Origin of the sequence: Bacillus cereus group sp. RP29 (genome assembly GCF_040459765.1) — a bacterium.
Taxonomy (GTDB): Bacteria; Bacillota; Bacilli; order Bacillales; family Bacillaceae_G; genus Bacillus_A; species Bacillus_A paranthracis.
The window spans coordinates 3,593,467-3,616,544 of the sequence record NZ_JARVHN010000001.1 but is presented as its reverse complement, the minus strand read 5'-3'; the positions used below and the strand labels follow the sequence as shown (position 1 = coordinate 3,616,544).

Sequence of the window (23,078 nt, the reverse complement as noted above, 5' to 3'; positions counted from 1 at the left end):
TATGAAAGATATTTTATGGCTCATACAAAAAACGTTATCTGTACTTTTGAAAAATAAAAAAGGGTTATTGATTATTATTAGTTTGCCAATAATCGGGACGCTCATCTCTTTTTCGATATACGGAAATGCAGGGCAAGGAACGTTAAATATCGGGATTGTAAATAAAGAAAATGAGCCGATAGCAAACGATACGATAAAGTTTTTAGAAGGATTAAATCATGTGAATGTGAGTAAGGTTAAGGAGTCTGAAATAGAAGATAAACTCACTTCTAAAAAACTTGATGGAGTTATTACATTAGCTTCTGGTTTTTCAAAAAGCGTTCGAGAAGGGAAACCAGATTATATTGAAATTGCATCGATTAAAGGTGATCAAGTAACAGGATTTATAAAATCATATTTATACAATTATATTGATAATGTAGCAGCTATTAGTAAAGTAGCAGGAACAGATCAAAGTGCATTTGATAAGATGTACGCAGGATATCAAAAAAGTTCATTTAAAATGAAAACGGAGACGCTAGAAGATACTTCGAAAAATAAAGATATGACAAATCAAACGATGGGTTATCTTATTATGTTTATGCTGTTTTCAGCAGTGAACTTATCAGGATTTATTTTAAAAGAAAAAGAGAATAGAACGTATTTTAGATTATTATCAACACCAATTGACGGAAAGAAATTTATATTGTCCAATGTGGCAGTAAATATGATGATATTAACATTGCAAATTGTCATTGCAGTACTATTTCTGACGAATGTTTTTCATACAAATATTAATATGCCTTTCATAGTAATGATTGGTGTGCTTATGGTATTCGCTTTAATTGCAATTGGTTTATCATTAGTCATTGTGTCTTTTTCAAAAAGTTCAGCTGCTTCAAATGCAATGCAAAATTTAGTGATAGTACCAACATGTTTGCTTGCTGGATGTTATTTCCCGTACGACATTATGCCGAATGCAGTACAAAAAGTAGCTAATTTTCTTCCGCAGCGTTGGTTATTAGATACGATAGCAAAATTACAACAAGGAATTCCGTTCTCTGAGTTGTATTTAAACATATTAATTTTATTCGCTTTTGCGATTGCGTTCTTCTTAATTGCCATTTATAAATTTGGAAGAAATAATGATGCGAGAAACTTTGTTTAATACAAAAAGGGTGTGATGTAAAGTCACACCCTTTTTTGTATAAAGCATGAAATCTAAATTTGAATGACAAAATAGAAAGGAGGAAAGAAAACGAGCGGAAGGAAATTAAAATGATTAAAAAAATATTGCGAGTTACTTCTATTATTATTGCTATTTTCGTTTTTATTTTAATTTGGATGCATATTGACGTTACCTTAGGAAGGAAAATGGAAGCTGGCAAAAATATGCCGACAGAGTATGCCCCTCACTATAGTGATTTTCAATTATATGTAGAAGGGAAGTCGTTTTATAAACAGTTATTTGCTGATATAAGAGAAGCGAAGCAATCTATTTATACATATTTTTTTATTTTGTCGGATGATAAAAGTAGCCATACTTTTTTAAATTTATTAAAAGAGAAGGCACAAGAAGGAGTAAACGTCTATTTATCAGTTGATCGCATTAATGATTTATCATTTGAAAGAAAGATGATAAATGAATTGCGGGAAAGTGGTGTGCATTTTACGTATAGTAGAAAACCTGAATTGCCATTCGGGTTTTATTCACTTCACCATCGTAATCATCGCCGTATTACGACAATTGATGGGGAGATTGGTTATACAGGTGGTTTTAATATAGGAGATGAGTATTTAGGTAAAGATAAGCATTTTGGATATTGGCGTGACTATCATGTGCGGCTTAAAGGAGAAGGAGCAAAAGATTTAGAGGAACAATTTGCTTTAGATTGGAAACGAGATACGAAAGAGGATATAAAGAGGAGCACAAATAAGGCTAGCAAAGGGAATACATTGCATACTATGGTCAGTTACAATGGGCATTACGTTGCTGAAAAATATATAGAGCTAATAAAACAAGCTCAGCACTCAATTGTAATTGCAACGCCGTATTTTATAGCGAAAAATAAAGAATCAATGAATGCTTTAATTGCAGCACAAAAGCGTGGTGTTACAGTGAAAATACTTTGGTCATATAAACCAGATTTACCTCTTATAAAAGAAGCGGCGTATCCATACATACGTCAAGCTATTAATAATGGGATTACTGTATATGGGTATAAAAAAGGAATGTTCCATGGAAAATTAATGCTTATTGATAATGAATTAACCGTTATTGGCACAACAAACTTTACTTCGCGTAGCTTCAATATAAATGATGAAATGAACTTGTATATTCATGGTGGTTCAATTGTAGGACAAGTTAATGATGCGTTAACGGAGGATTTTCATGATTCAAAAGAAATGACGAAAGAATTTTTTGAGAAGTTATCATTTTGGGAGCGTTGTAAGGAGAAATTTGCGGGATGGATTGATTTTTATTTGTGATGATAAAGGAAGAAAGGGTGTCTAGAAAAGACGCCCTTTTTTGATGGGAAATAATTATTTTTCATGCACAAGCAATGAAGCATCATCATTAATCAACGTCCCCACATGTTCACCTAAGCAAATTCTTTTCATTACTCCAGGCTCATCAAAGTTAAAGACGTGTGCTGGTAAATTATAATCACGGGCAAGCAATAAAGCGGCTTGATCCATTACTTGTATGTTTTGCCTAACTATATCGTTATAGTTTAGTTTTTTGTACATTTTTGCTGCTTTATTATGTTTTGGATCACTAGTAAAGACGCCATCTACTCCTTGTTTTGCGACTAATATTGCGTCACTATTCATTTCAATGGCCCTTTGAACACTTGGATAATCTGTCGTAACGAATGGTTGCCCGTTACCACCTCCAAAAATAACGATATACCCGTTATCTAAATGGTGGACTGCACGCAAGCGAATGTATGGTTCAGCTACAGCATTAAACGGGATGGAAGTCATAACGCGCACTTCTTTATTTGTTTTACTTGTTAAAACGCCGCGTAGCATTAAGCTGTTAATGATTGTACCTAACGTCCCGATATTGTCAGCTTCTACACGATCGATTCCCCATTCTTCAGCTAGATGACCTCTAAAAATGTTACCGCCACCGATGACGATGGATACTTCGATACCTAAATCAACAATGGATAAAATTTCGTTTGCGATATGTTCTAATCGTTTGGAGTTAAAGCTATTTCCAGTTTGATCGGCAAGTGCACCGCCGCTTAATTTAATTAAGACACGTTTATATGGTCTCATAACAATTCCCCCTATATAGATCGCAATAAAAAAGGAACAAAGGCGAATGCCTTTGTTCCTTTTTAAGAAAATGAAAAAGAAAAGAAGAAGATAAGACGAATTGTTTTGTATAGTTTTTCATATCATCCACTCCTTTTCATTTTAATTTGTTTTAAGTATATATCTTTTTGATTATACGAAACAATCTGACTACTTATCAAGTTTATTTTATCGTTTTTTAACAAAATGGTGTCAATGAAAAAAAGAAGAAAAATATTTGAATTTTTTGTGACGAACTTGTAGGTTTTTGTATGATTTTGTAGGTTCGCTTATAAGATGTGTGAGTAGCTTTTATAAATTCAAATTGAAAGCGTTCGCATGAAGGGGATGAACATAAATGAAAAAATTCGGATTGGCAACACAAATTTTTGTCGCGCTTGTTTTAGGGATTGTAGTAGGGGCAGTCTTTTATGGCAATAAAACGGCGATTTCTTATATTACACCAATTGGGGATATATTTATTCACTTAATTAAAATGATTGTAGTACCGATTGTTATTTCAGCATTAATTGTTGCGGTAGCTGGTGTAGGCGATATGAAGAAGCTTGGGAAACTGGGCGGGAAGACCATTCTTTATTTCGAAATTATTACGACGATTGCTATTTTAATGGGATTACTTGCGGCAAATATATTCCAGCCGGGTACTGGCGTTGATATGAATAACTTACAGCAAAGTGATATTTCTTCTTATAAACAAACAGCAGATGCTACAGAGAAGCAAGGATTCGCTGAGACGATTGTTCATATCGTACCGAAAAACGTATTTGAATCGATTGCACAAGGTGACTTATTACCGATTATTTTCTTCTCAGTATTATTCGGTTTAGGAGTCGCAGCAATTGGGGAAAAAGGAAAGCCTGTTTTTAACTTCTTTGAAGGTGTACTCGAAGCGATGTTTTGGGTTACAAATCAAGTTATGAAATTTGCACCATTTGGTGTATTCGCATTAATTGCGGTTACGGTTGCAAAATTTGGTGTAGCAACACTACTTCCTTTAGGAAAACTAGTGCTAGCTGTATACGTAACTGTTATACTATTCGTTGTGATTGTATTAGGTATTAATGCAAGAATGGTTGGCGTAAACATTTTTACATTAATGAAAATTTTAAAAGAAGAACTTATTCTTTCATTTACGACAGCAAGTTCAGAAGCTGTTCTACCTAATATAATGAGAAAAATGGAAGAGTTCGGTTGTCCAAAGGCAGTTGCCTCTTTCGTAATTCCGACAGGTTATACATTTAACTTGACTGGATCGGCTATTTATCAAGCGTTAGCGGCATTATTTGTTGCACAAATGTACGGTGTGCACATGTCACTGACAGAGCAAATAACGTTATTATTCGTTCTCATGTTAACATCCAAAGGTATGGCGGGAGTTCCAGGTGCATCGTTCGTTGTTGTATTAGCAACGTTAGGTTCAATGGGGTTACCACTAGAAGGTATCGCATTAATTGCGGGAATTGACCGCATTTTAGATATGATTCGCTCATCTGTCAATGTATTAGGAAATGCATTAGCGGCCATTGTTATGTCGAAGTGGGAAGGCGAATTCGATAATGAGAAAGCAAAACAATATGTAGAAACAGTCAAAGAAACAAAAGCAGCATAAGAAATCGTTAAGGAGTGAATAATCATGGCAACATTAACTGAAGTTAAAAATGGTGTTCGAATTGAAAAAGACTTTTTAGGTGAAAAAGAAGTACCAAACTATGCATACTACGGCGTACAAACAATGCGTGCAGTTGAAAACTTCCCAATTACAGGATACAAAATCCATGAAGGTTTAATTAGAGCCTTCGCAGTTGTAAAAAAAGCTGCAGCGCTTGCCAATACAGATGTAGGAAGATTGGAATTGAACAAGGGCGGCGCAATCGCAGAAGCTGCTCAAGAAATTCTCGATGGAAAATGGCATGATCATTTCATCGTAGATCCAATCCAAGGCGGAGCAGGTACTTCAATGAACATGAATGCAAATGAAGTCATTGCCAATCGTGCTCTTGAATTATTAGGAATGGAAAAGGGAGACTATCATTATATTAGTCCAAATAGTCATGTGAACATGGCGCAATCAACAAACGATGCATTCCCAACGGCGATTCATATCGCTACATTAAACGCATTAGAAGGTTTATTACAAACGATGGGTTATATGCACGATGTATTTGAATTAAAAGCAGAACAGTTCGATCATGTTATTAAAATGGGTCGTACACATTTACAAGACGCTGTGCCAATTCGCCTTGGACAAGAATTTAAAGCGTACTCTCGTGTACTTGAACGTGATATGAAACGAATTCAGCAATCACGTCAACACTTATATGAAGTGAATATGGGAGCAACTGCAGTTGGTACAGGCTTAAATGCAGATCCAGAATATATTCAAGCTGTTGTAAAACATTTAGCTGCAATTAGTGAACTACCACTAGTTGGTGCAGAAGACTTAGTAGATGCAACGCAAAATACGGATGCATACACAGAAGTATCTGCAGCACTGAAAGTATGTATGATGAATATGTCTAAAATTGCGAATGACCTTCGCTTAATGGCATCAGGTCCACGTGTTGGTTTAGCAGAAATTATGTTACCGGCTCGTCAACCAGGTTCATCTATTATGCCAGGGAAAGTAAACCCTGTTATGCCAGAAGTAATTAATCAAATTGCATTCCAAGTAATTGGTAACGACCATACAATTTGTCTTGCTTCAGAAGCAGGTCAATTAGAATTAAACGTGATGGAACCAGTACTTGTTTTCAACTTACTACAATCAATTAGCATTATGAATAACGGTTTCCGTGCCTTTACAGATAATTGCTTAAAAGGAATTGAAGCGAATGAAGATCGCTTAAAAGAGTATGTTGAGAAGAGTGTAGGAATTATTACAGCCGTGAACCCTCATATCGGTTATGAAGCAGCAGCTCGCGTTGCGAAAGAAGCAATCGCGACAGGGCAATCCGTTCGAGAACTTTGTGTGAAAAATGGTGTACTGTCACAAGAAGACTTAGAGTTAATTCTAGATCCATTCGAAATGACGCACCCAGGGATTGCAGGAGCAACTCTTTTAAAGAAAAACTAAAAGAAGAGGGGGGACAAGCCCCTCTTTTTTGTTTACAATATAGAAATGCTATATATGAATAGAGGTAGGGATGTTATGAGCAAGTTTACAGTAGCTTCTAATGGTTCATTAGAAACGACATTAAGAGGAGTAGAAGTATTATCAACACCACTTTTAAATAAAGGGGTCGCTTTCACGCAAGAAGAAAGAGAAGAATTAGGTTTAAAAGGGTTATTACCGCCAGCGGTTTTAACATTGGAAGAACAAGCACGTCGAGCATATGAACAATTTTGTTCTCAGCCGGATGATTTATTAAAGAATGTATACTTAACAGCGTTACATGATCGAAATGAAGTATTATTTTATCGTATTTTAACAGATCATTTACGCGAAATGTTACCAATCGTATATACACCAACTGTCGGTGTAGCGATTCAAAGATATAGTCATGAATATCGTAAACCACGAGGTGTGTATTTATCAATTAACGATCCGTCAGGTATTGAGGAAGCATTTGCCAATATTGGTGCAACAGCAGAAAATATTGATTTAGTCGTTGTAACAGATGGAGAAGGTATATTAGGAATTGGTGACTGGGGCGTTGGTGGTATTAACATCGCGATCGGAAAATTAGCTGTTTATACAGCCGCAGTTGGAATCGATCCTAGCCGCGTATTACCGGTAATTTTAGATGTAGGTACAAATCGTGAAGAATTATTAGACAATCCATTTTATATTGGAAATCGTCACCCTCGTATAACAGGTGAAGCTTACGATGAATTTATTGATACATTTGTACAAGCGGTAAATAAGCAATTCCCGAAAGCTCTTTTACATTGGGAAGACTTTAGTTCTCGAAATGCACGAAAAATTTTAGATAAATATCGTCATGATATTTGTACGTTTAATGATGATATTCAAGGAACAGGTGCAGTTTCACTTGCTGCTGTATTATCTGCAGTGAAAGCTTCTGGTGTACCGCTAAGTGAACACCGCGTTGTTGTGTTTGGTGCTGGTACGGCTGGAATCGGTATCGCAGATCAAGTTAGAGATGCGATGGTCCGCGCCGGCTTATCAGAAGAAGAATCATATAAGCGTTTCTGGTGTATTGATCGTAACGGGTTAGTTACAGATAACATGGAAGATCTTCTTGATTTCCAAATTCCGTATGCAAGAAAAGAAGCGGAAGTAAGTGAGTGGAAGCAAAATGGTGTGATCGGACTTGCTGAAGTTGTGAAACATGTGAAACCGACAATTTTAATCGGTACATCAACCGTTGCTGGTGCATTTAAAGAAGAAATTATTAAAGAAATGGCTTCTCACGTAGAAAGACCAATCATTTTACCAATGTCGAATCCGACGCCACTTGCTGAAGCAAAACCAGCCGATTTAATCGAGTGGACAGAAGGAAGAGCGTTAGTTGCAACAGGAAGTCCATTTGAACCAGTTACATATAACGGTGTAACGTATGTGATTGGACAATCAAATAATGCACTTATTTTCCCAGGTCTTGGTCTTGGAACAATTGTCGTACGTGCAAGCGTTATGACGGATGGAATGTTCGCAGCAGCAGCTGAAGCAGTTGCAAGTATGGTTGATACAAGTCAGCCAGGAGCACCTATTTTGCCAGAAGTTGAAGAGCTACGTAATATCTCGGAAATGGTAGCAATTGAAGTAGCGAAAGTTGCTGTTGCGGAAGGTGTTGCGAGAGAGAACTTAAGTGATAACGATATTAAGATTGCAGTGAAAGAAGCAATCTGGGAGCCGGAGTATCGCCAAATAAAAGCGGTAGAAAAGGTTAGAATATAGAAATAAAGCCCGTTTATAATATAAGCGGGCTTTCACTTTTATTACTGAAAAAAGAGTATAGGAAGTGGCACCTTTGAATTGGAATCAATTATGGAAGAAAGATATATCTCTTTTAATTATATTAATGGTTGTTGTTCCGATTGCTGGAGAGCTTAATTTTCATCCTTTTAATGATACGTTTCGTGTTAGCTTTGGGACGCCGTTATTCTTCTTTTTATTACTATTTTTAAGAAGAATACCAGCAGCTGCTGCGGGTATTCTTGTCGGTATATGTGTAGTCTTATTCCGAGTATGCCTTGACTGGGTCATGCAAGGCTCATTTCATATGACAGAATCATTTTATTTGCGTTATCCTGTGTTCTTTTATTATTTTATTTATGGAAGTCTTTTTTCACTTTGTAGGGTGAATAAGTTTCATCAGAAGCCAATTGTTATTGGGTGCCTTGGAATTTCAATTGAAATTGTTGCAAGTATGTCGGAACTTGCGTTTTATCACATGTTAGTACTAGGTACAACAATAACAATTTCTGAAGTAAATAAACTCATCATTATTGCTATTTTCCGTAGCTTCTTTGCACTTGGCTTTTTAAATATGATGAATTTATATGAAACGAAATTAAAAGAATCACAAGTTCGAAAAGAAAATGAAAAAATGTTCATGCACCTTTCAAATTTATATGTAGAATCTGTTCATTTGAAAAAAACGTTACAAAATGCAGAATTAATTACACAAGAAGCGTATCAATTATATCGGAATTTACAAGCGAATGATGATTCCAGCAGTAAAACAGCATTGAAAATAGCAGGAGAAGTGCACGAAATAAAAAAGGATAATCAAAGGATTTTTGCAGGATTATCTAAACTGTTATTAGATAAAAATGTGGCTGAGTATGTAGAAGGTCATGAGCTTACAGAAATGATTGTAAGAATAAATGAAAAGTATGCTGAAATGTTAGAGAAAGATATACGTTTTTCTAAACATATAGAAGGTGAACACGCTGCATATCACGTGTATACAGTGCTATCAATTTTTAATAACTTAGTTGCGAATGCAGTTGAAGCAATTGAAGATAGAGGTCTCATTCGTATTAAGTTATATAAACGAGAAAAAAATGTAATCTTTGAAGTGATTGACGATGGCCCAGGTATAACGCAAAAGTATAAGAAATTAGTATTTAAGCCCGGGTTTACTTCAAAGTATGATCAAACAGGAACACCGTCCACAGGTATTGGACTTTCTTACATAGATGAAATGGTAACAGAGCTCGGCGGAGAAGTAAGGTTAGAAGACAATGAAAATGGGAACGGGTGTAAGTTTATCGTTTGTTTACCGGAGTGCAGTTTAAAGCGGGAAGGGGAATAGGTTTGTTTTATTATATTGTAGATGATGATGAAGTTTTCCGTTCGATGCTTTCGCAAATTATTGAGGATGGCGATCTTGGGGAAGTAATTGGAGAATCGGAAGATGGAGCGTTTATTGAAGCAGAACAGTTAAATTATAAAAAAGTGGACATTTTATTTATTGATTTACTAATGCCGATGAGAGACGGCATTGAAACAGTTCGCCATATAGCATCTTCATTTACTGGGAAAATTATTATGATTTCCCAAGTTGAATCGAAACAGCTCATTGGTGAGGCATATACACTTGGTGTGGAATATTATATTACAAAACCACTAAACAAAATAGAAGTAGTATCTGTTGTACGAAAAGTGATAGAACGTATTCGTTTGGAACGTTCTATATATGACATTCAAAAATCATTGAATAATGTGTTTCAGTGGGAAAAGCCGCAAATGCGTAGTGAAACAGTGCAAGAAGGGAAAAAGATATCAGATTCAGGACGCTTCTTACTATCAGAACTCGGTATTGCGGGAGAGAATGGAAGTAAAGATTTGCTTAGTATGCTGGAATATTTATATGGACAAGAAAAGGCGCAAACATTTGAGTTTGGATTTCCTGCTTTAAAAGATATCTTTCACCAAATAACAGTAAAAAAATTAGGGGAACTAGCTTCAGAAGCAGATATAGAGAAGGAGAAAAAAGCATCTGAACAACGTGTGAGAAGAGCAATTTATCAATCATTAAACCATTTAGCTTCTCTTGGACTAACAGACTTTTCAAATCCGAAATTTGAAAGTTATGCTCCGAAGTTTTTTGATTTCACTGTGGTTAGAAAACGGATGACAGAAATGACAAAGGATGGGGTAGCGACTTCTGGCCATATACGAATTAATACGAAAAAATTTATTCAAGTGTTGTATTTTGAGGCGAAACGACTGATGGAGATAGAGTGAAAAGGTGCTTATAAATAAGCATCTTTTTTTGTTAAATCAACATTTTATATTTTCTCGTGAAGCATGTAAAATGTTAAGTAAGAGAAAATGGTTTTACATTAAGGAAGTGTCAAAACAATGAGTTTTACATTAAATAAATCGATTATTAAAGAAGTATGTGGAGAAACCTCATATAAAAGAGGCGAAGCTTATTATAAATCAAATAAAGTAATCGTGAATTACTATGATGAAACGAAAGAAATTTGTGAGGCGACGGTAAAAGGGAACGAGGATTTTCATGTTACGGTAGAAAAAGCTAAGAAAGGTGATGTTGTTGCGAGATGTAGTTGTCCTTCGTTAGCGTCTTTCCAAACGTACTGTCAACATGTAGCAGCTGTATTGATACAAATAAATTATAACCAGCAAACGGGTGGAATGGGCTCTATTAGTAGCAGAAATGATCAATTAACAAACGGGATGTTTCAGTTGTTTGCAGATAAACCACTGAGGCCAAAAAGTAAACAACATCGGTTTGATACACGTGAAATATTAGATGTTGCGTTTATATGTTCACCGGTAGCGACGAAAAGCGGTGGGGCTCTTCTTGGAATTCAGTTAAAACTTGCCAAAACATATTTTATAAATCATATTAGAGAATTTCTTTCTAAAGTGGAGAAGAGAGAGACTTTTCATTGTTCCAATGAATTTACATATACGCCAGATGTACACAGTTTTAAACAAGAAACAGACGCGATTATACAACAACTTATTAAAATATATCATAACGAAAAAATGTATGAAGATGCACTAGAAGTACATGCGAAACAAGATGAAAGCATGATATTTATACCGCCAGCTTCGTGGAATGATATGCTCTCTGCACTTTCTAGAGCCGAGTATGTACAGCTGAAACAAAATGAGCAACTGTTTCAGGGATTACACATTTCAAAAGGGTTATTGCCATTACATTTTGAGTTTACGAAAGGGAATAATGGCGGGTTTACCCTTCATATAGACGGTCTAAATCGTGTTCGAGTTATGGAGATGTATAACAACGCTCTTTACGATGGGAAATTATATCATTTACCCATGGAAGATTGTATGCGACTTATTGAATTGCAAAAGATGATGAGTCACTCAAATAGCAATCAGTTTTATATTCCTGAAAATAAGATGGAACATTTCGTAGCGAAAGTTGTGCCTGGATTAATGAAACTTGGAACAGTGCGCATTGATGAAGTCATATCCGATCGTGTTGAAACGCCATCGTTAAAAGCAAAGCTATATTTAGATCGTGTGAAAAATCGTTTGCTAGCAGGTCTTGAATTTCATTATGGAAACGTCGTGATTAATCCGCTAGAAGAAGACGGGCAACCTTCTGTTTTTAATCGTGATGAGAAAAAGGAAAAAGAAATTTTAGACATTATGAGTGAAAGTGCCTTTGCGAAAACAGAAGGCGGTTACTTTATGCATAATGAAGAAGCTGAGTATAACTTTTTATATCACATCGTTCCAACGTTAAAAGGTTTAGTTGATATTTACGCGACAACAGCAATCAAATTACGAATTCATAAAGGGGATACAGCGCCACTTATTAGAGTGAGAAGGAAAGAAAGAATTGATTGGTTGTCATTTCGTTTTGATATAAAAGGAATACCAGAAGCTGAAATTAAAAGTGTATTAGCGGCTCTTGAGGAGAAACGTAAATATTACCGATTAGCGAATGGTTCTCTATTATCACTAGAGAGCAAAGAGTTTAATGAAATTAATCAGTTTGTAAAAGAATCAGGTATTCGAAAAGAATTTTTACATGGGGAAGAAGTGAATGTTCCGCTTATTCGGAGTGTAAAATGGATGAACGGACTTCATGAAGGTAATGTTTTAAGTTTAGATGAGTCTGTTCAAGATTTAGTTGAAAGCATTCAAAACCCGAAAAAATTAAAATTTACAGTGCCACAAACTTTACATGCTGTAATGAGAGAGTATCAAGTATACGGGTTCGAATGGATGAAAACACTTGCCTATTACCGTTTTGGCGGTATTTTAGCAGACGATATGGGACTTGGAAAAACGCTGCAAAGTATTGCTTATATAGATTCTGTTTTGCCTGAAATTCGAGAGAAGAAGCTGCCTATATTAGTCGTTTCACCGTCCTCGCTTATTTATAATTGGTTTAGTGAATTGAAAAAATTCGCTCCACATATTAGAGCAGTTATTGCAGATGGAAATCAGACAGAACGGCGAAAAATTTTAAAAGATGTAGCAGAATTTGATGTCGTAATTACGTCATATCCATTACTAAGAAGAGATATAAGGTCGTATGCGAGGCCGTTTCATACGCTATTTCTTGATGAAGCACAGGCGTTTAAAAATCCGACAACGCAAACTGCAAGAGCAGTGAAAACAATTCAAGCTGAATATCGTTTCGGACTAACAGGAACGCCTGTAGAAAATTCATTAGAAGAGCTATGGTCTATTTTCCACGTTGTATTTCCAGAATTATTACCAGGAAGAAAAGAGTTCGGTGATTTAAGGCGTGAAGATATAGCGAAGCGCGTAAAACCTTTCGTATTAAGACGATTAAAAGAAGATGTATTACAGGAGCTGCCAGATAAAATAGAGCACTTACAGTCATCGGAGTTATTACCAGACCAAAAGAGACTATATGCTGCTTATTTAGCGAAATTAAGAGAAGAAACGTTAAAACATTTAGACAAAGACACGTTACGTAAAAATAAAATTAGAATTTTAGCTGGCTTAACGAGATTAAGACAAATTTGCTGTCATCCCGCTTTATTCGTTGATGATTATAAAGGGAGTTCAGCTAAATTTGAGCAACTGTTAGACATACTAGAGGAATGTAGAAGTACTGGTAAGAGAATTTTAATCTTTTCTCAATTTACAAAGATGCTGTCCATTATTGGTCGTGAATTAAATCGTCAAGCGATTCCATACTTTTATTTAGACGGAAATACACCTTCGCAAGAACGTGTAGGGCTATGTAATCGATTTAACGAAGGGGAAGGGGACCTATTTCTCATTTCTTTAAAAGCTGGTGGTACGGGGCTTAACTTAACGGGTGCCGATACGGTTATATTATACGATTTATGGTGGAATCCAGCTGTTGAACAACAAGCAGCAGATCGGGCATATCGAATGGGGCAAAAAAATACAGTACAAGTTATTAAATTAGTAGCACACGGAACCATTGAGGAAAAAATGCACGAACTGCAAGAGAGTAAGAAAAATTTAATTGCTGAAGTGATTGAGCCGGGAGAAGAGAAATTATCATCCATCACGGAAGAAGAAATTCGAGATATTTTAATGATCTAATAAAGAAAGCTATGCCTTCAAATATATGAGGGCATAGCTTTTTCGTTGTAATAATTATATTTTGTTTTGTACAAAGTAAAGAAACTAAATGTTATTTCTTTGTACCTTTACTTTTGTATGGCTTTGCAGCTTTCTTCTTTTTTGCACTTGATTGCCAACGGTTCCACCCTTTACTTCCTGTACCTTGTCCTACACCTTTTTTCGGTTTTGCTTTCGTTTTACTCATATAATCACTCCGTTATATAAAAATCTAATTTGATAATAGTCAATGATTTAGAAAATACTCTTTATAAATGACTATGTTTGCTTTAAGGAAAACAAACTGCTTGAATGCTATAGTATATCATGAATTTGCAAGTAAACTGAAAGGAATTACAAAGAAAATGAAAATAATACGAAATACTGCGGATTCTATATTTCGAACGATTACATTAATCGTCGTATATACGTTAGTTTCAGTTAGTGAGACGTTTTTTAGAATATCTAGGCAAAAGAAGTAAAGAAGGTATATTAGAAACAATCAATAAAGCCGTAAAATAAAGAATTGAAAAATATTTTAAAACTTTTTGTTGACTTTCTTTATTTTTTGTATAGAATAATCATTAATAAAATGTTTCAGAGATGTGACAACAAAACGACTATGAAAGGACGAGTAGTAGTAGGACGTAGTCTAAGCGAGTCAGGGGTGGTGTGAGCCTGATACGAAGCCTATTATGAAGAACCTCCTGGAGTTGCTAACCGAAATCCTTGATAGGAAAGTAGACTTAGCCGGGAACTTCGCCGTTACAAGAAGAACAGTATCGAGATATTTCATCTCCGTATTGTATAAGTGAGCAACCTCTGTTGCTAATTTGGGTGGTACCGCGGAACCAAAGCCTTTCGTCCCAGTTTTTTGGGAAAGAAGGGCTTTTTTTGTTGGCTTCTTTTCACAACATCCAAACATTTTAGGAGGAAACCACCATGTATCAATCATTAATGACAGTAAGAGAGACTCAAATCGCAATTAAGGAAGTTAAAACATTTTTCGAGGATCAATTAGCAAAACGACTTGAATTATTCCGTGTATCTGCACCATTATTCGTAACGAAAAAATCAGGATTAAACGATCACCTAAACGGTGTAGAACGTCCAATTGAATTTGATATGTTACACTCAGGAGAAGAATTAGAAATTGTGCACTCACTAGCGAAGTGGAAACGATTTGCACTCCATGAATATGGATATGAAGCTGGTGAAGGTTTATATACAAACATGAACGCGATCCGTCGTGATGAAGAACTTGATGCAACACATTCTATTTACGTTGACCAATGGGATTGGGAAAAAATCGTTCAAAAAGAATGGCGTACTGTAGATTATTTACAAAAAACAGTACTAACAATTTATGGAATATTCAAAGATTTAGAAGACCACTTATTTGAAAAGTATCCGTTCCTTGGGAAGTATTTACCAGAAGAAATTGTATTCGTTACTTCTCAAGAACTAGAAGATAAATATCCAGAATTAACACCGAAAGATCGTGAACATGCAATTGCAAAAGAACACGGTGCAGTCTTCATTATCGGAATTGGTGATGCACTTCGTTCAGGTGAAAAGCATGATGGACGCGCAGCTGATTATGATGATTGGAAATTAAACGGTGATATTTTATTCTGGCACCCAGTACTACAATCTTCATTTGAATTATCATCAATGGGAATTCGTGTTGATAGTAAATCACTTGATGAGCAGTTAACGAAAACAGGTGAAGACTATAAACGTGAGTATGATTTCCATAAAGGTATTTTAGAAGACATACTACCATTAACAATTGGCGGTGGTATCGGACAATCGAGAATGTGCATGTACTTCTTACGTAAAGCACATATTGGTGAAGTTCAATCTTCTGTATGGCCTGACGATTTACGTGAAGCTTGCAAGAAAGAAAACATTCATCTATTTTAATAGAAGAGAGAGAATAGCTTAAATATAGGGCTATTCTCTCTTTTTTTACTTTGTAAACGAATGGTTTACAGTGAGTTTTACTAATGGTTTCTTTCTTTTATATCTCTTTTTATGTAATAATTTGTTAAAGGAGGGGGATGTTATGAGCTTAGGAGAGCAGTTAAAAAAATTACGAGAGTCAAAGGGATTTTCACAAGAGGATGTTGCTAAAAAGATTGGTGTGACGAGGCAAGCGGTATATAAAGTGAAACTTTAATCAGTGGGCGATTTATCCTACTGATTATTAGTTGAACCAATCGGGCTTTTATAGGCAGTTAATCGCATCTGACTGCCTTGATTATGCTTAAAAGCTTTGATGAGATTTACTGCCTGTTAAAGCGGGGTAAATGGGAAAATGATAAAAGCTGTCCGGATATTGATAATTTAATTTTGCTTAGCGAAATGTATAATGTTACGCTCGATGCGTTAATAAAAGGGAATCAAAACATGAAAGAAAAAATACATATTGATGAAGAAGATGAGGATTTTGAGAAAGAGAACGAGTTTGGTTTTTATATTGGATTTGGTTTACTAATTATGAGTGCGTTCATTGATTATGAAAAAATACAGGTGGTTGTATTAGGCGTTGCATTATTCATGATGGTATTTTACTCGGATGTGAAGAAAGTTATTTTGAATGAATATAGATCGTTTTTTCATAGAAAAGAGCGATAAGATATAAAATGAGAAGAGTCAGTTATATTTCCTAGGAAAAGGTAAAGCGAATAATTAAATTATTTCATAATGATTTTTGGATATTAGTGATATGTTAAAGAACTGTTTGGATAGAGTCTTGAAATCTATGTGTAAAATGAAAATATATTTTTAAAAACTCAAACAAGCATAACCACGTTCTGGAGTGAGGACGTGGTTAAAAATATAGTAGTTTCATTTATAATACATCACTTACTTGTTACCGAGTTCTTCCGCTAAACCGATTAAAACCCCTTCGGTTCCACGAATGTAGCAGAGACGGTAAGAGTTCTCGTATTGAACTACTTCACCAACGAGTTGAGCACCATGCTTAGTAGTAAGCCTAGATACCATTTCATCAATGTCTTCAACGGTGAACATGACGCGCAAATAACCGAGGGCATTGACAGGAGCTGTCCGGTGATCTCCTATAGCGGGCGGGGTAAGAAATCGCGAAAGTTCAATTCGGCTATGGCCATCTGGAGTCACCATCATAGCAATCTCTACGCACTGCGAACCGAGTCCGGTTACGCGACCAGCCCATTCCCCCTCTACAGTGGCGCGCCCTTCGAGTTTTAACCCAATCTCCTCGAAGAAAGAGATTGCATGATCAAGGGATTCTACAACGATGCTAACATTGTCCATTCTGAGTAATTTATTTTTTGACATTGTCTTTATCTCCTTATATGTAAAAGTGTATTATCTAATCATCATCTTCATTATACTATTAAAAAGTTACAAATTCCTTTCAAACAAAAACACCTTGTCACAGTTTAGGAAAATGTGACAAGGTGTTTTTAAGTATGTCATATAGTATCTTGTTAACAAACAATACCGAGACTTCCTTGCAAAAATATTTCTATCCTGTACGGCATTAAATGATCCGATTGTTGTATAGAATTAATTGTATTTTTTTAATGACACATAAATTTCTTGTCACTCTATATAATGCAAACAGCTTTCTATTTTTAATAGGAAGGAAATAGATTCATATAATTTGTTTTAAGTAGTACCGCTGGAAATTAACTCATTTGTACTAAAGGCACAATTTTCGCTATAAATGATTGATGCAGTGCCTCAACACCTGTCACTAAATGAAGGCGGTCAATAACGACAGACACTTTAATTTCTGATGTACTTACCATTTTAATATGAATATTTTCTTCTTTTAAAGTAGTGAACATATTCGCAGCAACACCTGGATTAGAGACCATACCAGATCCTACAATTGATACTTTTGCTAAATGATTTTCATATTCTACTGCTTCATAGTGAAGTGCCTCTTGATTTTGTTCCAATACTTCTAATGTTTCTCTTAAATCATTAGAATGGATGGAGAAGGAGAGATGAACAGTTCCTTCATTAGTAATACTTTGAATGATGATATCTACATTAATATGTGCCGCTGCTAATGTAGAGAAAACAGTTGAAAGTGAACCTTGTTCTAATCCTTTCACTGTGATGCGTGTAATATTATCTTCAAATGCAATACCTTTAACGATTGATTGTTGTTCCATGTTACATTCTCCTTTTACAATTGTTCCGTTTTCTTGTTCCATACTTGAGCGAACTTCTAAAATGACATTATGATTTTTAGCAAACTCAACAGCACGCGGGTGTAATACACCAGCACCGAGGTTTGCAAGTTCTAACATTTCGTCATAAGAAATTTCATCTAATTTATAAGCATCTTTTACAACTCGTGGATCCGTCGTATATACGCCAGTCACATCTGTGTAAATATCACATTTTTTTGCGTTTAGTGCAGCAGCTAATGCGACAGCAGTTGTATCAGAACCACCTCGTCCAAGCGTTGTAATTTCAAAATCTTCACTGACTCCTTGGAAACCAGCTACAATAACAATCGTGCCTTTAGTAAGATAAGACTGAATTCGATCTGTATGAATGTCAGTAATCCGTGCACTACTATGTACAGATTCTGTCGTAATACCAGCTTGCCATCCTGTTAATGAAATCGCGTTATAGCCTTTTGCTTGCAGTGCCATCGTTAATAATGAAATAGTTACTTGCTCTCCTGTCGATAGAAGCATATCCATTTCGCGTTTACTTGGATTTTCTGTAATTGCGTTAGCAAGTGCTACAAGTTCATCTGTACTTTTTCCCATTGCTGAAACGACAGAGACGATACTATGTCCTCGTTCATATTCTTCAATAATTAAATTTGCTACATGTTGAATACGCTCAACACTTCCGACAGAAGTGCCACCAAATTTTTGTACAATCGTTTCCATTACGAATTCCTTCTTTCATCCATTTTTAAGAATAGATTAGGATATATACAAATCCCAATATTCCTGTAGTTACCAGAGAAAAACAAAAAACACCATCTCAAATAAGTGAGGATGGTGCTGTTACAGGAAAAGGGAAACAGAAAACGGAGCTAATAAAAAAACCGCCAAAAAAGGAATACCATGAAAATGATATCTCTTTTTTGTAGATAGCTCTTCATACATACACGTCTGTACATATGACAGTTCTGTTTCTATTCGAAAACAGCCCCAATCGATACATACAGAGAAATATATCGATTTCGGCAATACTTCCTTTCATCTAATTTCATAGACATCTCTGTGTCTCCATTAGAATACTCATAAGTATCGCAACCTCTATCTCACGTTTTAGGCGAGAGTGTTTGATTTATGAAGTTGTTGGTAACATTTGTTTTATAATAATTTATATTTTTCGAGGAATCAAGTGTTTTGTATATATTTTAAAAATTCTTTCTTTTTGTTAGAAAGTTTGTGAAAAATGTAGCAAAATAAATATATTACATGTACATTAAAATTATAGTGCATTGGAGGTGGAGGAATGAAGGGGAAAAAGCCTATTTATGTTTCGGCAGAAATGAACACAACAATGGAGAAATTATGGAAATACACGCAAGAACCACATATACATACAGAATGGGATGCTCGCTTTACTGAAATTTCGTATGTAGAGAAAAAAGAAGGAGAACCACAGAAGTTTTCATATAAAACAAAAATCGGATTTGGACTTGAAATAGCTGGGGAAGGGGAATCGATAGGTGAGATAAGAAAAGAAACGGGAGAACGTATTTCTTCTTTAAAATTTTGGACAGAAAATCAATTATCACTTATTCAAATAGGGCGTGGTTATTGGAAGTATACACCGTGTAAAGAACACATTCATTTTGAGACACAATATGATTATGATACGAGGTTTGGTCGTATAGGGAATGTAATAGATTTCTATATGTTTCGGCCGTTATTAGGCTGGGCGACTGCTTGGAGTTTTGATGCTTTAAAATTATGGTTAGAAAAGGGACTTTATCCTAGATTGCTCATTAGAAGAACAGTGACGTATTGGCTCGTATGTTTTTTATTTGCTTTCGTATGGATGTATCAAGGAATAGTACCGAAACTAGTGTTTACTCATTCAGAAGAAGTAAAAATGCTATCGGTGATGGTTGGTTCAACTGAACATAGTGTTTTTATACTTAAAATAATTGGATTACTAGAAATTATTTTTGGTGTCCTATGGCTGTTACCATTTCCAAAACGAAAAGTATTTGTCGTACATATTTTTATGTTAATAGCCTTAACGATAGCAGCAGGATTTACGAATATCGCAAGCTTTACAGAGCCGTTTAATCCAATTACGTTAAATCTACTTCTAATTGGATTATCGATTGTCGGTTATATAAATAGTACGAATTTGCCAAGTGCAAAAAATTGCAAGAGGAAGAGAAAGGGGTAATGTATGGCTAATATGTATGAAAGATTATTAGGGGATTCTTATAAAAAACTTCATCCGAAATTACAGAAACGTTATGAGATTACAGAAGAAAATAGCTTTATTGGAGAAGGGAAGATGGATGAAATTTACGGTGGTTCTTTTTTCGTAAAATTCATATTAAAAATTGCATCGAAGTTTCGAATGTTTTTCTCTGAGAGAGGTAAGGGAGTGCCATTTACAATACATAATACCGCTGAGCGTGATGAACATGGACATGAACTTGTGCGGTGGAATCGTACTTTTTATTTTCATAATAAGAAAAGGTATTTTAATGCGGTAATGAAACTTGATGAAAATGAAATTGTAGATTATTTTGGTGAACCACATTTACTCGTCTCTACATTGAATTTTCATATTGATGAGTTAGGGGCAATGCATATTTCTTCAAAGAAACAATGGTTTTACATGTTTGGAAGGAAAGTCCCGTTACCTAGATTTTTATACGGGGAGGCCAACATTGTAGAAAATTATGATGAAACACAACAATGCTTTCGAATTCATGTTCAAGTACGCAATCCGTTAATTGGTTCATTATTTTCATATAAGGGAACGTTTGTGGAGAGGAAATAAATAATATGAAAAATATAATAGTTGGACTTGTTTGTTATATTATTTTTCTAATATGTGAGTGGTCAAATGTAAACCCAGTTGAAGCAATTATTTTATTATCTATTTTGTTATGTATACCGATGTCTTTTTGTATTATTGATAAAAGAGCACGAAATGGATCGTATTTATTATTTTATAAATCCGTATCGTTTTTATATCCGATAGCAGCGATTTGTGCAATGTTAGCTTTCGTAACAAATCAATATATCTTTGCGATAATTTGGTTTGTATATACGGGGATCGTTGCGTTATTTGGTATAAATAGATTACTAGAAAGAGGATGGACACCGTTAGAAGAGACAGCTATCGATAGTGCGTTTATTTATTTGTTTTTAGGTGGTTTTTGGTTTTTTGCTTCTGTAGCAAAGCTTTCCATTATGCACTTTAGTTCTGACATTGTTTTACTCACAGCTGCACACTTTCATTATTCGGCGTTTCTATTGCCGTTATCGGCTGGTTTAATTGGGAGAAAAAGAGAAAAGAGAAGTAAAGTATATGATGTTATTATGTTTGTCATCGTTATTTCACCTCTGACAGTCGCAGTAGGAATTACGTATTCAAGGGTATTTGAATTTTTTGCAGTGTTCCTATATTTATGCGTTATTTATGGTTATGGAATTTATGTTTGGCGTACGAAATTTAATGCTATCAACGCAAAGATTCTGCTGATCATATCGTCTAGTACACTTATGGTAACAATTATGTTTTCACTTATATACTCGTATGGGAATTTGAAACATGTAATGACGATTACAATTGCTCAAATGGTTTGGATTCACGGTGTTGTGAATGGAATTGGAGTAGCGTTACCGGCATTTGTCGGCTGGATGATTGAAAAGAGTGTTCCGAACTATAAATATTACGGGAAACCAATGAGCAGATTAAGAGGAAAGGCGACAGTTGGTGAAGCGTTTTTACATAACAGAAATGTAATAGATAGTAAGGAATACAACGGTTTAGTTGATAAAATGGATGATTTTCATAGTGAGGCATTTGACGTGACAAAGATACCTTTAAGCATTATTCGGTTTTATGAAAATACAAAAGAGTATGAGTTACAATCGTATATTAAATGGACTCGTTCGTTCCGCCTGTTAGCATTTTGTTATGAGAAAATGAGTAAGCGTGTAGGACAAATACATTTAGGAATGGGCGGCAAGTGGGAAACAATGCACGGCTCTATCATAGGGGTAATGGATGAGAAGGATGGAAGGGAGAATGTAAGAGCTTGGTTAAGAAAAAATGAAGCAGGAGCATCTATTTTTGTAGCTCTTTACTCAAAACATACGTATAAGAATGAGACATATATGAATATTGCATTACCTCTACCATATTCGAATATGACGGGGATTTTAAAATTACGTAATGATAATAATAATTTAATTATTACTAGTAAGCTGAGAAGAAATGGTAAGGGAGATGAGGGGATTTATTTACATACTCGTTTCTTTACAGTACGGTTACCGTTAGCTGAGACGTTTATTATTAAAGAGGGCACCAATCAAATGTTAGAAGCTAACCATAAAATGTGGATATTTGGAGTTAAGTTTTTAGAAATTGATTATGAGATTAAGAAAATAGAGGAGAAGTAAGAAAAGCTTGGAGAGATTCCAAGCTTTTTTTACGTATGGGTAATTGTCATAGCGACTTGTTTATCTAAGTCTTTGTCCCAAACACGTTGAATTTCAAACGTACCTTTTTCAAAAAATAATGGAAATCTTTCTTTAAACCAATCTTGCATAGGAAGATTTAGTGCTGTAGCGATTGGTACCCATAATAATTTACCTTCAGGAGGGTCCACAAGAAGCTCACCTTCAAATGAATCTGTCCAATAGTTAAATACCATATATCGAACATTTTCTTTCGGATTTACATATTCATCTAATCCCTTAAAGGTTAAAGTTGAAACAAGTAATCCAGTTTCTTCTTTTACTTCTCGTTTAGCAGCTTGAACGATACTTTCTGGAAAATCTACTTTTCCGCCGGGAGCGATGTAACCAGGAAAACCTCGATGATCGGGGCGTTTTATAAGTAAAACTTCATTATTGCGCTGCATCATACACATTGTATAGATGCGGTGTTCGATGTTATATGAATTTGGCATAATGATGTATTCTCCTTTATATTTTTTGATAATTTTACCATGATATAATGATTTCTTATATAATTAAAAATAGAAGATTAGGAATTTTTAGTTTATTGGTATAAATTCTATAGTTATTTGAAAAGAGGAGAGGGA

General features: G+C 35.1%; 19 protein-coding genes, 1 pseudogene, 1 riboswitch and 1 other annotated feature. Of the genes and pseudogenes, 15 read left to right on the top strand and 5 right to left on the bottom strand.

What is annotated here, in order from left to right; translation table 11 throughout:
• Window position 1 precedes the first annotated feature (1 nt).
• Both QCI47_RS19135 and QCI47_RS19130 read left to right on the top strand, forming a co-directional pair.
• Window positions 2–1,147 (top strand): ABC transporter permease, encoded by a 1,146-nt coding sequence (locus QCI47_RS19135; protein ID WP_353811923.1) that lies wholly within the window; start codon window positions 2–4, stop codon window positions 1,145–1,147.
• Window positions 1,148–1,257: 110 nt separating this feature from the next.
• A complete protein-coding gene (locus tag QCI47_RS19130) occupies window positions 1,258–2,469 on the top strand; it encodes a phospholipase D-like domain-containing protein (protein WP_048557490.1) in 1,212 nt (403 codons plus the stop codon).
• Window positions 2,470–2,523: 54 nt separating this feature from the next.
• On the opposite strand, the gene pyrH is transcribed toward QCI47_RS19130, so the two are convergent.
• The gene (pyrH, locus tag QCI47_RS19125; protein WP_001248049.1) at window positions 2,524–3,267 is read right to left on the bottom strand and encodes a UMP kinase; all 744 of its coding nucleotides are present in this window, start codon (window positions 3,265–3,267) and stop codon (window positions 2,524–2,526) included.
• Window positions 3,268–3,643: 376 nt separating this feature from the next.
• On the opposite strand from pyrH, the gene QCI47_RS19120 reads away from it, so the two are divergent.
• The 6 genes from QCI47_RS19120 (at window position 3,644) to QCI47_RS19095 (ending at window position 13,777) form a co-directional block, all read left to right on the top strand.
• Window positions 3,644–4,915: a cation:dicarboxylate symporter family transporter gene (locus tag QCI47_RS19120; RefSeq protein WP_000713289.1), complete on the top strand. Its 1,272-nt coding sequence runs from the start codon at window positions 3,644–3,646 to the stop codon at window positions 4,913–4,915.
• Between the two features lie 24 nt (window positions 4,916–4,939).
• Window positions 4,940–6,379, top strand: a complete 1,440-nt coding sequence (gene aspA, locus QCI47_RS19115; RefSeq protein WP_000224208.1) for an aspartate ammonia-lyase — start codon at window positions 4,940–4,942, stop codon at window positions 6,377–6,379.
• 75 nt (window positions 6,380–6,454) lie between these two features.
• A complete protein-coding gene (gene malS, locus QCI47_RS19110; protein WP_002170289.1) occupies window positions 6,455–8,167 on the top strand; it encodes an oxaloacetate-decarboxylating malate dehydrogenase in 1,713 nt (570 codons plus the stop codon).
• 64 nt (window positions 8,168–8,231) lie between these two features.
• Window positions 8,232–9,530, top strand: a complete 1,299-nt coding sequence (locus QCI47_RS19105; RefSeq protein WP_001997204.1) for a sensor histidine kinase — start codon at window positions 8,232–8,234, stop codon at window positions 9,528–9,530.
• A gap of 2 nt (window positions 9,531–9,532) precedes the next feature.
• Entirely contained in the window at window positions 9,533–10,465 is a 933-nt protein-coding gene (locus QCI47_RS19100; protein WP_000500322.1) for a response regulator, read from the top strand.
• Between the two features lie 117 nt (window positions 10,466–10,582).
• On the top strand, window positions 10,583–13,777 hold the full coding sequence (locus QCI47_RS19095; RefSeq protein WP_353811922.1) for an SNF2 helicase associated domain-containing protein: 3,195 nt from the start codon (window positions 10,583–10,585) through the stop codon (window positions 13,775–13,777).
• 91 nt (window positions 13,778–13,868) lie between these two features.
• Here QCI47_RS19095 and QCI47_RS19090 read toward each other — a convergent pair whose 3' ends face one another.
• Window positions 13,869–14,003, bottom strand: a complete 135-nt coding sequence (locus QCI47_RS19090) for a DUF3934 domain-containing protein (RefSeq protein ID WP_000047591.1) — start codon at window positions 14,001–14,003, stop codon at window positions 13,869–13,871.
• A 100-nt stretch (window positions 14,004–14,103) separates the two neighbouring features.
• Between QCI47_RS19090 and QCI47_RS19085 the strand changes: the two genes are divergently transcribed.
• From QCI47_RS19085 to QCI47_RS19070, 4 genes and pseudogenes are all read left to right on the top strand, one after another.
• Window positions 14,104–14,277, top strand: coding sequence for a hypothetical protein (locus tag QCI47_RS19085; RefSeq protein ID WP_033670848.1), 174 nt, complete (start codon window positions 14,104–14,106; stop codon window positions 14,275–14,277).
• 131 nt (window positions 14,278–14,408) lie between these two features.
• Window positions 14,409–14,667 (top strand) — a binding site (T-box leader).
• Between the two features lie 70 nt (window positions 14,668–14,737).
• Window positions 14,738–15,721, top strand: coding sequence for an aspartate--ammonia ligase (gene asnA / locus QCI47_RS19080; RefSeq protein ID WP_000284909.1), 984 nt, complete (start codon window positions 14,738–14,740; stop codon window positions 15,719–15,721).
• Window positions 15,722–15,863: 142 nt separating this feature from the next.
• The gene (locus QCI47_RS19075; protein ID WP_000051967.1) at window positions 15,864–15,977 is read left to right on the top strand and encodes a helix-turn-helix transcriptional regulator; all 114 of its coding nucleotides are present in this window, start codon (window positions 15,864–15,866) and stop codon (window positions 15,975–15,977) included.
• A gap of 128 nt (window positions 15,978–16,105) precedes the next feature.
• Window positions 16,106–16,435: pseudogene (locus QCI47_RS19070) on the top strand (helix-turn-helix domain-containing protein); the annotation flags it as partial.
• 231 nt (window positions 16,436–16,666) lie between these two features.
• Here QCI47_RS19070 and QCI47_RS19065 read toward each other — a convergent pair.
• Both QCI47_RS19065 and QCI47_RS19060 read right to left on the bottom strand, forming a co-directional pair.
• Complete coding sequence (locus tag QCI47_RS19065) at window positions 16,667–17,122, bottom strand: VOC family protein (RefSeq protein ID WP_061130797.1); 456 nt, start codon at window positions 17,120–17,122, stop codon at window positions 16,667–16,669.
• A 353-nt stretch (window positions 17,123–17,475) separates the two neighbouring features.
• Window positions 17,476–18,705, bottom strand: a complete 1,230-nt coding sequence (locus QCI47_RS19060; RefSeq protein WP_098671769.1) for an aspartate kinase — start codon at window positions 18,703–18,705, stop codon at window positions 17,476–17,478.
• Window positions 18,706–18,904: 199 nt separating this feature from the next.
• A riboswitch (Lysine riboswitch) is annotated at window positions 18,905–19,091 on the bottom strand.
• A gap of 191 nt (window positions 19,092–19,282) precedes the next feature.
• Between QCI47_RS19060 and QCI47_RS19055 the strand changes: the two genes are divergently transcribed.
• From QCI47_RS19055 to QCI47_RS19045, 3 genes are read left to right on the top strand one after another with little or no spacing between them, the layout of a single operon-like run.
• Window positions 19,283–20,191, top strand: coding sequence for a DoxX-like family protein (locus tag QCI47_RS19055; RefSeq protein WP_098671767.1), 909 nt, complete (start codon window positions 19,283–19,285; stop codon window positions 20,189–20,191).
• A gap of 3 nt (window positions 20,192–20,194) precedes the next feature.
• A complete protein-coding gene (locus tag QCI47_RS19050) occupies window positions 20,195–20,800 on the top strand; it encodes a DUF4166 domain-containing protein (RefSeq protein WP_000002626.1) in 606 nt (201 codons plus the stop codon).
• A 5-nt stretch (window positions 20,801–20,805) separates the two neighbouring features.
• On the top strand, window positions 20,806–22,431 hold the full coding sequence (locus tag QCI47_RS19045) for a YndJ family protein (protein ID WP_098671766.1): 1,626 nt from the start codon (window positions 20,806–20,808) through the stop codon (window positions 22,429–22,431).
• Between the two features lie 29 nt (window positions 22,432–22,460).
• On the opposite strand, the gene QCI47_RS19040 is transcribed toward QCI47_RS19045, so the two are convergent.
• The gene (locus tag QCI47_RS19040) at window positions 22,461–22,943 is read right to left on the bottom strand and encodes an 8-oxo-dGTP diphosphatase (protein WP_098671765.1); all 483 of its coding nucleotides are present in this window, start codon (window positions 22,941–22,943) and stop codon (window positions 22,461–22,463) included.
• Window positions 22,944–23,078 lie beyond the last annotated feature (135 nt).